The sequence below is a fragment of the Parvibaculum sp. genome, assembly GCF_040882025.1.
GTDB lineage: Bacteria > Pseudomonadota > Alphaproteobacteria > Parvibaculales > Parvibaculaceae > Parvibaculum.
Genome location: NZ_JBBECC010000175.1, coordinates 1 through 10,280, shown reverse-complemented (window position 1 = coordinate 10,280; position 10,280 = coordinate 1). Strand labels below are relative to the sequence as shown.

Below are 10,280 nucleotides of genomic sequence, written 5' to 3'. Positions count from 1 at the left end.
CGGCCTGCCTTAATGGCGTATTTAATTTCTTAAACGAGTATTTAAATCGAAAAAACCAGAAGCGCAAGGAGGACCGGTGGAGCCGCAGGTAAAGAACAAGGCACGGGCGGCGCCGGAACGGCCTTCGGCGCGGGGGCTTTTGCTCGACGCGGCCGGGGCACTGATGGGCGAGCGGCAGTCGATCGACGTGCCGCTGGCCGAGATCGCGGCCAGGGCCGAGGTCAATGTCGCGCTGGTCAGCTATTATTTCGGCGGCAAGGAAGGCCTGCTGCTGGCGCTCGCCAAGCGCGACGCGGCAACGGCGCTCGACGAGCTCGACCGGCTGATGAGCCTCGACATTCCACCGGCCGAAAAGCTCAGGCGGCATCTCTCGGGCGTCATCCGCACGTTTTTCCTCTACCCCTATCTCTACCGGCTGCTCGGCGCCTTGATGCGCGATGCCTCAAGCGACGCGGCGCGCGAGATCGCCGAGTTTTTCGTCGTGCCGCTGACGCTGACGGCCAAGGAGCTGATGGAGGAAGGGGCGAAGGACGGCACCATCCGCCCGCTCGACCCGACGCTCTTTTATCTCGCCGCACTCGGCGCCTGCGAACACATCTTCGCCAATCCGACCATCCTCAAATATGCGCATGGCATCGAGCAACTCGACGACCAGACGCGGCGGCGCTACACCGAAACGGTGCTCGACACGCTGATGAACGGGTATCTGGTGAAGTAGGTTTTCGGATATTTACGGGTATATTTTCCGATATCTCGTCAAGGGGTGAGTGGCAGCAAGAACGGGCCTAAGTAGTTCCCGAGGCTGCCTGGCGGCCCGCGCCGCACGCAGAATGGCTCAAACGGATCCGGCCAACCGGCCGAATACCGATGCATGCCGAAATTCATTCGGCGCGCCATTTCGCGAGGGACCCCATGGCCTATAACCAGAGCGACTCCAGCAACAACACGCTCTATTTCATTGTCGGCGGCCTTGTCGCTGCCGGCGCGATTGTCGGCTTCCTCTTCTATACGGGGACGCTGGGCGGCGGCGCGCAGACAAGCGTCACGATGGAATCGCTGCAAGGCGAGCCGGGACCGGCCGGGCCGCAAGGCGAGACGGGCAATACGGGCAACACCGGCTATACCGGCGCCACCGGCGCAACGGGAGCCACCGGCGCCACAGGCAGCGACAGCGACGAATAGGCGGCCGCCTTCCGGCAAAGCGAAGCGCGACACGCCGTTTCCCGGCATCCGGTGACGTGAACCGGATGCCGCATGGCGGCGCGCGGCCTTCGCCGTTTTCGGGTATTTACGGGCATTTCCGGGATCCCGTCGCGGCTGTCGTCAAGGGCACGCGATACAGGCACCTTTGCGCGCGGGGCGGCGTTCAAAAGAACAAGAGAAAATGGTGCGCCCGGAACGATTCGAACGTCCGACCCTCAGATTCGTAGTCTGATGCTCTATCCAGCTGAGCTACGGGCGCGCCTGGCACTTCATGGGGGCGGGCCGGCTGGCGGCAGCGCCCTGAAGGCGGCTTCCTCTTAAAGCTTCGGGCGCGCGAAGGCAAGGGTTTCAGGGGTTTGACCGAGAGGCCCGGATTGGCGAGAGGTCCAGCCCCCGCCCCGAAAAATTCTGCGAATTTTTCGACCCGCCCCCCAGGGGCGGGTGGGAGAAAGATGCCGGGAAAGACGGTGCGTCACAGGCCGTGGACATCGCGAAAGGCGCGGGTTTCGCCCAGCGTTTCGGCCTCCCAGAGGGCGCGGGCGACGGCGCGGGCGACGCAATCGGCGGCCATGGCGCCAAGCGCCGCGACGGCCATGTGGCGGGGCGCGGGGCCGAGCGGAAGGCGGGCCGTCGCCAGCGTGAAAATCGCATCGCCGTCGACCGGCGCATGGACCGGCCTTATGGCGCGGGCGAGGCCGTCCTGCGCCATGATGGCGAGGCGGCGGCATTCGGCGGGCGTCAGGTCGGCATTGGTGGCGACGACGCCGATCGCGGTGTTGCCGCCCGGCTGGGCTGCAGCCTTGGTGCCGGCCAGCGGATCGAGGCCCGCCAGCCCCGCGGCATCGGGCCAGCCGAGACCGCCGAATTCGCCGTCCATTTCATAAGGTGCCGCCCAGAAGCGCGCGGTGCCGGGAACAACCGCCGCGCCGAATGAATTGACCGCAACGAGGGCGCCGACCGTGAAGCCGTTGGCGGCGACGGCGGAGGCCGAACCGAGACCGCCTTTATATTGTCCGGCGGTGGCGCCGAGGCCGGCGCCGGCATTGCCGAGGCGAAAGGTGCCGGCAGCAGCTTCGCAAGCCGCACGGCCCAGCGCGCCGTAAGGCGGCGTCTCGCCCCAGGCCTTGTCGCCGCCATTGGCGAGATCGAAGAGGATCGCGGCGGGCACGACCGGCGAGACGAGCGGGCTCGAACCGACGCGGAAGCCCTTCCCGCGCGCGCCGAGCCAGGCGGCGGCGCTGGACGCCGCCTCAAGCCCCCAGGAAGAACCGCCCGACAGCACCACGGCGTCGACCGCGTCGACCAGGCAGGCGGGATCGAGCGCGTCCGTTTCGCGCGTGCCGGGGCCGCCGCCGCGCACATCGCCGCCGGCGACCGCGCGCGGCGCGGGCAGGACGACCGTGACGCCGGTCCGGGCCGCCGCATCTTCGGCATTGCCGACCGAAATCCCCTCGACATCGGTGATGAGGTTCAACGGGCCTTTGCGGATCGTGCCGAAGTGCATATGTGTGGCCTTCCGGTTTGTGGTCTACTCAATTCATATATCCTATTCGCGGAACGGACCCTTTCTTTTCCCCCGCGCCCCCGCCCCGAAATTTACACCGCTCACGCGCTGTAAATTTCGACCCGTCCCCAGGGGCGGGTGGGCCCTTTCATTCAGGCCGGAGCAATGCAGGAGGGAACACAAGCATGAAATTCACCCGTATCGCACCGGCACTGTCGGCGGGCGCCGCTTTGTTGCTTCTCGTTGCCGTTCTCGCGGTGGCGCTTGTCGGACGGCCAGGGCCGCAGGTCTTCATGGTGGCGAGCGCCAATCCTTACGCAAGCGAGGCGGGCGCCGAGATTTTGCGGGCGGGCGGCAACGCCGTCGATGCGGCAATCGCCGTGCAGGCCGTGCTGTCGCTGGTCGAGCCCGAATCCTCCGGTCTCGCGGGCGGAGCCTTCATGCTGCATTACGACAAGCGATCGGGCACGCTCGACGCCTGGGACGGGCGCGAGACGGCGCCGATGAAAGCGACGCCCGATCTCTTCCTCGGCGCCGACGGCAAGCCGATGGATTTTCTTCCGGCGATGGTGAGCGGGCGTTCGGTGGGCACGCCCGGCGTCGTGATGATGATGTGGGAGGCGCATCGCGAACAGGGCGCGCTCGACTGGGCACGGCTCTTTGCGCCGGCAATCCGGCTCGCCGAAGAAGGCTTCGCCGTACGGCCGAAACTCGCGCAGGCGATCGCGCGCGATCCGGTGCTGATGCAGATGCCGGTGGCGCAGGATTATTTCTACCACCTCGAAGCGGACGGCACGCGGCGGCCGCTCGCCGAAGGCGAGATGCTGAAGAACCCCGATTACGCCGCGACGCTGCGCCTGATCGCCGAAAAGGGCGCGGCCGGTTTCTATGAAGGTCCGGTTGCCGCGGCAATCGTCGATGCGGTGCAAAACGCACCGGCGCGGCCGGGCACGCTGTCGCTCGACGATTTCGCCGCCTATAAGGCGGTGAAGCGCGAAGCGGTCTGCGCGCCCTATCGCCGCTACCGCGTTTGCTCGATGCCGCCGCCGACTTCCGGCGGGCTGACGCTCCTGCAGATCCTCGGCATTCTCGAACATTACGATCTCGCCGGCATGGGGCCGATGACCGCGACGGCTGTGCATTTCATCGCCGAGGCCGAGAAACTCGCCTTTGCCGACCGCGATCTTTATATCGGCGATCCCGACTTCGTCGATGTGCCCCAGCGCGCCATGCTCGATCGCGATTACCTGAAAGCCCGCGCCGACGAGATCGACGCCAGCCGCACGATGGGCAAGGCCATGCCGGGACGATTTTCGGGCGCCGACCGGGCCGGGCGCACCGGGCATTCACCGGAGCGCGCATCGACGACGCATTTCAGCATTGTCGATGCCGAGGGCAATGTCGTTTCGATGACCTCATCGGTCGAGGGCCCGTTCGGCGCGCATCTGATGGCCGGCGGCATGGTGCTCAACAATCAGCTGACGGATTTTTCCTTCGCGCCGGAAGATGAGGGCCGCGCCGTGGCCAATGCGGTCGAAGCCGGCAAGCGGCCGCGCTCGTCGATGACGCCGGTCATCGTGTTCGATGCCGATGGCGAGTTCCACCTGGCAATCGGCTCGCCCGGCGGCCCGCGCATCATCGGCTATGTGGCACAGGCGCTGATCGCTCTGATCGACTGGGAAATGGGAATGGAGGCGGCCGTGTCGCTGCCGCATTTCCTCGACCGCAACGGCGCGCTCGAAATCGAGCAGGGAACGGCGCTGGAAGAATTGGTCCCGGTGCTCGCCGAATTCGGCCACCAGATCGATCTGCATGCGATGATGAGCGGGCTGCACGGGATCGCGGCGACGCCGCAGGGCCTCGAGGGCACTGCCGATCCACGCCGCGACGGCAACGTGGTCAGCGACGCGCGTTAGAGCATGTCGGTTGCGGCGCGGGCGAGGCCGAGCAGCGCGGCGTCGGGGCGCGTGACGACGAAGGACGGAATTTTTTTCATCCAGGTTTCGAGGCGGCCTTTCGCCTCGAAACGGGCGCGGAACCGTTTTTCGTCGAAGAGACCCGGCATGGCCGCCACCCAGCCCGGCACGATGCCGCCGGCGATATAGACGCCACCGCGCGCGCCCAGCGTCAACGCGACATCGCCCGCGACCGCGCCGAGCCAGCCGCAAAAAAGCGCAACCGCCTCCTGCGACAGCGGACATTTGCCGTCCTGGGCGGCGCCATAAGCACGGATCGCGATTTCCTCCGGTGTCAGCGGCTCGGGCCGGGCGCCGTCGATCGCGACAAGCGCGGCACGAAGCGTCGCGAGGCCGGGGCCGGACAGCACGCGCTCGGCCGAGACGTGACCGAACTGCGCTTGCAGATGCGACAGCACCGCCATTTCGCGCGCACCCTTCGGCGCCAGATCGACATGGCCGCCCTCGCCCGCCACGACATGGGCGCGGCCGCCGTCGAACAGCAATGCCGCAACGCCAAGGCCGGTGCCGGCGCCGACGACCACGACGGGCGCGGCGGGAACGGACACGCCCTCGTCGCCGATGCGCCCGACCTCATCGGCCGCAAGGCAGGGGACCGCGAGCGCCAGCGCCGCAAAATCGTTCATCAGCCGGGGGCGCGCGACGCCGGCGGCGCGGGCGATGGCCGCAGCACTCACCTCCCAGGGACAATTGGTGAGATGAATGCGCGCGCTTGCGCCTTCGCCCTCGACCGGCCCGGCGGCGCAAATGGCGGCGGCGGCGAGAGGCGGGCGGCCTTCGGCTTCGAGAAATGCCGCGAGCGCCTCTTCAATGCCGGGCCAGGCGGCGGTGCGGACCGACGCGACCGGACCGACGGTCAAACCGCCATCGCGCGCGGCGGCGAGCGCGAAACGCGCATTGGTGCCGCCGATATCGGCGACGAGCAGCGTCTTTGCCGCCAGGTTCACGACGCAGCCGAGATCGGCCGTCGCCGCGGCACGGCGGCGAGGGTCGACAGAAAATCGTCGCGCCAGCGGGCGACGTCTTCGACCTTCAATCTTTTCATCAGGGCCTCAAAGCGTTCCCGGCGCTCCTGCAGGCTCATGTAGCGCGCGATCTGCAAGGCGTCCGCCACTTCCTTGGTGTCGTAGGGGTTCACAATAGTCGCTTCGGGCATCTGGTAAGAAGCCCCGGCGAAGCGCGACAGGATCAGGACGCCGGGATCTTCGGGATCCTGCGCGGCGACATATTCCTTGGCGACGAGGTTCATGCCGTCGCGCAGCGGCGTGACAAGACCGATCTTGCTGGCCCGGTAGAGCCCGGCGAGCGTGCGGCGGGGAAGCGGCTTGTTCAGATAGCGCAGCGGCGTCCAGTCGACATCGCCATAGGTGCCATTGATATGACCGGACAGGCCGTCGAGTTCATCGCGCATCTGGCGGTATTCCAGCACATCACCGCGCGAAGTCGCCGCGATCTGGAGATAGGAAACCTGGCGGCGCGCGTCGGGATATTCCTGCAGCAGGCGTTCATAGGCATGAAAGCGCTCGGCGATGCCCTTCGTGTAGTCGAGCCGGTCCACGCCGACGATCTGTGTGCGGCCGGCAAGCGCTTTCGTCACCTTGTCATATTGCCGGCAGGCATCCTTGTCCTCCGCCGCGATGCGGGCGAAGCCTTCGGTGTCGATGCCGATCGGGAAGGCGCGGATGACGACCGACCGGCCGAAGCAGTGGAGCGTGTCGCCATCGGCGATACCATGCGCCTCGCGCACCACATAGTCGCGAAACCGTTCGCAATCCCGCTCGGTCTGAAAACCGAGTACATCATAGGCGAACAGGCCGCGCACCATGGCGTCGTGATGCGGCAGCGCCGCCAGCACCTCGCGGGCGGGGAACGGGATATGCAGGAAAAATCCCATCGGCTGCGTCGCACCCATCTGCCGAAGCTCGTCGCCGAAGGCAAGAAAGTGATAGTCGTGGACCCAGATCGTGTCGTCCGCTCGCAGCAGGGGATAGAGCACATGGGCGAATTTGGCATTCACCCGGCGGTAGCCTTCGTAGTAGCTGCGGTCGAAGGCCGTCAGATCGATGCGGTAATGAAAAAGCGGCCAGAGGCAGCGGTTGGCGAAGCCGTTGTAGTAGTCCTTGTATTCCCTGGGCGTGAGATCGACGGTGGCAAGCGTGAGATTGTCCGTCTCCTCGATCGACGCGTGGTCGGCGCTGCGCTTGTCGGTCTTGCCGCTCCAGCCGTACCAGAGCCCGCCCCGGGCGCGAAGCGCATCGACGAGCGCAACCGCCAGGCCGCCCGCGCGCGCGGCATCCTTGACCGGCCCGACGCGATTGGAAACAACGACTAAACGACTCATACCTGTTCTTCCCATTTGCGGCTCAGACGCATCGCCGCATTTATGATACCGACAAGAGAATAGGTCTGCGGATAGTTTCCCCAAAGTTCGCTGGTTGCCGGATCGACATCTTCGGAGAGCAAACCCAGACTGTTGCGGCAGCCCAGAATGGATTCGAATATCTCCCGCGCTTCCGCCGTTCTGCCGACGCGGGCGAGCGCATCGATGTACCAGAAGGTGCAAATGTTGAAGGCGTTGCCCGGCAGGCCGAAATCGTCGGCCGTCGTGTAGCGGAACATGTTCTGACCGCGGCGCAGCGACTTTTCAATGGCCAGAAGCGTGGACTGAAAACGCGGATCGGAGGGGCGGATAAAATTGACCTCCGCCATCAGCAGCAGTCCGGCATCGAACTGGTCGCCACCGAAACTTTCCGTAAACGCGCCGAGTTCCTCGTTCCATGCCTGCTCGCAGATGGTGGCGTGGACCTCGTCGGCGAGCCGGCGCCAGTGACGCCGGCGCTCCATGAGCCCGAGATGCTCCGCGATCCGGGCGAGCCGGTCGCAGGCCGCCCAGCACATGACACTTGAGGAGGTGTGAACGCGGGCGCGGGTGCGCAGTTCCCACATGCCTGCATCCGGTTCGGCGTGCATCGCATAGGCCCGTTCGCCGACCTGCTCGTAGCGCTCGAAGTCGGCGATGGTCGCACGCTGCAACAACCGCTCATCGAAGAAGGATTGCGACGCGGCGAGGATCACATTGCCATAGACGTCGTGCTGGAAGTGTTCGTAGGCCTGATTGCCGCGGCGAACAGGGCCCATGCCGCGATAGCCCGGCAGCGTGTCGACCACCTGTTCGTCGAGGCGGGTTTCGAGGCCGATGCCGTAGACCGGCTGCAGGTGACCGTCCTCCGCCGAACCGACAATGTTGCCGAGATAACGGAGATAGTTCTCCATGGTTTCGACGTCGGCCAGCGAGTTGAGCGCGCGGATGACGAAAAAGGCATCGCGCAACCAGCAGTAGCGATAGTCCCAGTTGCGCTCTGTGTCGGCCATTTCGGGGATGCTGGTCGTCATGGCGGCGACGATCGCGCCGGTTTCCTCGTAGCAGCAGAGTTTCAGCGTGATCGCGGCGCGGATGACGGGCTGCTGCCATTCGAGCGGCAAGGCAAGGCGGCGGACCCACCTCATCCAGTAGTCCTCGGTCCGCTCCTCGAACTCGCGCGCCGTCTCCTCGACCCCGCCCGTCAGCGTCTCGTCGGAGCCCATGATGAAGCTGATCGGATTGGTCAGATTGAAAACCGTCTCGGCCTGAAGATAGGTGATGGGCGCATTCGTCGACAGGCGCAGCGCAAACCCGCTGTGAAAAAAACGCATGTGATGGCTGCCGCGCGTGACTGTCGGCTCCTGCGCGCCATAGTTGAAGCCGGGGCGCAGGCGGACGCGAATACGCGGCGAGCCAACCAGCGGCCTCACCCGACGGACCAGCGTCATGGGCTGGAAGATGCGCTCCCGCCTCGTGAAACGCGGAGCGAAATCACAAATCTCGATCGCATTGCCGTCGCGGTCGGTAATTTCAGTGACGAGGATCGCGGTGTTGCCACGATAGAATTGCCGTGTGGAAGCCGCGTTTTCGATCTCGATCGACCAGAAGCCGCGTTCTGTGCCATCAGCGTCGGGCGAAGGGTCTCCGTTGAGGAGAGCGTGGAAGACGGGATCGCCGTCCAGCCGGGGGAGGCAGCACCAGACGATGCGGGCCCATTTGTCGATCAGGGCACCATAAGTGCCGTTTCCAATAACACCGAGATCAAGTGACGACAAAACAGCTCCTTGTCTTATTTCTCCTGCAAACGGGCCTGATCCGAAAGCGCCGATACCACCTCTTTCAGCCAGCCCATGAAAGCCGCGACAGAAGCCACGCGATATTCGGCGAGAGAAACGCCCGGACCGATTTTTATCGTAACGCCTTTCAGCGCCTTGACGACCCCAAAGCCATCCTCATCGGTGCGATCGTCGCCCGCGAAGACCGGCAACCGGCCCGCGAAAGGCGGCACCTTCATCAGATTTTCGATTGCGTAGCCCTTGTTCACATGGCTGGGCTTTACCTCCATCACCATCTTGCCCTCGATGAGATGAAGGCCGGTCGTGCCGGCAAACGCCGCCTGCATCGCCGCGCGGCATTCCATCTCACGCTCGGGTGCGCGGCGGTAGTGAAGTGCGATCGCACCCGGTTTTCTCTCCAGAATAAGGCGCGGATCGCGCTGCACGAGAGGCGCAAGCGCCTCCTCGATACGGGCGACGCCCGCCACCTCCGCCGGCGGATGAACATCGGCATTGCGTCGTTCGCGCATTTCAAGCCCGTGCACACCGGCTCCCGGCAGAACAATGCCGACGAGCCGGTCGATTTCCGCCAGCGGACGACCGGAGACGATTGCAACCGCGCCGCCAAGGCCTTGCAGCAGATCGCCGAGAACCTCCGGCATGGCCGCATCGACGCTCACCGTCTCCGGCGAAGGCGCCAGTTCCGCCAGCGTCCCGTCGAAATCGAGAAACAGCGCCCAGTTGCGTTGCGGAGCGGGCAAAGGGTGCCCGTCGTCATTCATCATCAAATCCACTTCCACTTCTATTCCCGGGATATGGATCCTGCGGCAAGACGCTCCGCCTCGTCGCAGGCCGTCAACGAACCGCCGGTGTCGGGAACGCAGATACGAAAATGCGTGCCTGCAGGTCCGCTTTCGACCAGATCGACATGCCCGCCATGAGCGCGCACGAGTTCATCGACAATGGCAAGGCCGAGCCCGGCGCCGCCGGCCCGCACGCCGCCAGCGAAAGGCTCAAAGAGGTGGGTGCGCGCTTTTTCGGGCAGGCCGGGACCGGTATCGGCAACGTCGATGTGCACATGGTCGTCCGCGCGATGAGCCGCAACGCGAATGTCGCCGCCGGTCTCGCTTTCGGCCAATGCCTGCGCGGCATTGCGCATCAGATTCAGCAGGATGCGGAAGAGATGATCGGGATCGGCCTCGATTTCGAGATCGGGCGGCACTTCGTTTTTCCAGCGGATGAGCTTGTTCTCGGCCCATGCGGCTTCGGCGACCTCGTCGGCGAAGACGGCCAGCGCGATCCGGACACGGCGCGGCGGCGCTTCCTCGGCGCGGCCGAATTTCAGCGTGTTGGCACAAAGCTCGATCGCGCGGTCGATCGACGCGAAAAGCCGGGGCGCCAGATGCTGCACCATCGGGTCGTCGACCGTGCCGATGCGGTCGGACACCAACTGCGCGCTT

9 protein-coding genes and 1 tRNA gene are annotated in these 10,280 nt (G+C 65.4%); 3 read left to right on the top strand and 7 right to left on the bottom strand.

Going from position 1 to position 10,280, the window contains the following annotated elements; genetic code table 11:
- Nucleotides 1-76: 76 nt before the first annotated feature.
- Nucleotides 77-718, top strand: coding sequence for a TetR family transcriptional regulator (locus WEB61_RS12705; protein WP_368064706.1), 642 nt, complete (start codon nt 77-79; stop codon nt 716-718).
- Between the two features lie 194 nt (nt 719-912).
- Entirely contained in the window at nt 913-1,182 is a 270-nt protein-coding gene (locus tag WEB61_RS12700; RefSeq protein WP_368064705.1) for a hypothetical protein, read from the top strand.
- A gap of 203 nt (nt 1,183-1,385) precedes the next feature.
- On the opposite strand, the gene WEB61_RS12695 is transcribed toward WEB61_RS12700, so the two are convergent.
- Together WEB61_RS12695 and WEB61_RS12690 are read right to left on the bottom strand one after the other, a co-directional pair.
- Nucleotides 1,386-1,462: transfer RNA gene (locus WEB61_RS12695), tRNA-Arg, on the bottom strand.
- Between the two features lie 213 nt (nt 1,463-1,675).
- Complete coding sequence (locus WEB61_RS12690; protein WP_368064704.1) at nt 1,676-2,707, bottom strand: P1 family peptidase; 1,032 nt, start codon at nt 2,705-2,707, stop codon at nt 1,676-1,678.
- Nucleotides 2,708-2,892: 185 nt separating this feature from the next.
- Here WEB61_RS12690 and ggt point away from each other — a divergent pair, with 185 nt between their 5' ends.
- Entirely contained in the window at nt 2,893-4,623 is a 1,731-nt protein-coding gene (gene ggt / locus WEB61_RS12685) for a gamma-glutamyltransferase (protein WP_368064703.1), read from the top strand.
- Here the strand turns inward: ggt and glk are convergent.
- The 5 genes from glk to WEB61_RS12660 form a co-directional block, all read right to left on the bottom strand.
- Nucleotides 4,620-5,630 (bottom strand): glucokinase, encoded by a 1,011-nt coding sequence (gene glk, locus WEB61_RS12680; protein ID WP_368064702.1) that lies wholly within the window; start codon nt 5,628-5,630, stop codon nt 4,620-4,622. The genes ggt and glk overlap by 4 nt on opposite strands.
- Complete coding sequence (otsA, locus tag WEB61_RS12675) at nt 5,627-7,024, bottom strand: alpha,alpha-trehalose-phosphate synthase (UDP-forming) (protein ID WP_368064701.1); 1,398 nt, start codon at nt 7,022-7,024, stop codon at nt 5,627-5,629. The genes glk and otsA overlap by 4 nt, the downstream gene beginning before the upstream one ends.
- Nucleotides 7,021-8,820 carry a glycoside hydrolase family 15 protein gene (locus tag WEB61_RS12670; protein WP_368064700.1) on the bottom strand — a complete coding sequence of 600 codons (1,800 nt, stop codon included), beginning with the start codon at nt 8,818-8,820 and terminating at the stop codon, nt 7,021-7,023. Before WEB61_RS12670 ends, otsA begins: the two co-directional genes overlap by 4 nt.
- A 14-nt stretch (nt 8,821-8,834) precedes the next feature.
- Nucleotides 8,835-9,605 (bottom strand): trehalose-phosphatase, encoded by a 771-nt coding sequence (gene otsB / locus WEB61_RS12665; protein ID WP_368064699.1) that lies wholly within the window; start codon nt 9,603-9,605, stop codon nt 8,835-8,837.
- A gap of 17 nt (nt 9,606-9,622) precedes the next feature.
- Nucleotides 9,623-10,280, bottom strand: a 658-nt coding sequence (locus WEB61_RS12660) for a sensor histidine kinase (protein WP_368064698.1), incomplete at its 5' end; no start/stop codon positions are given.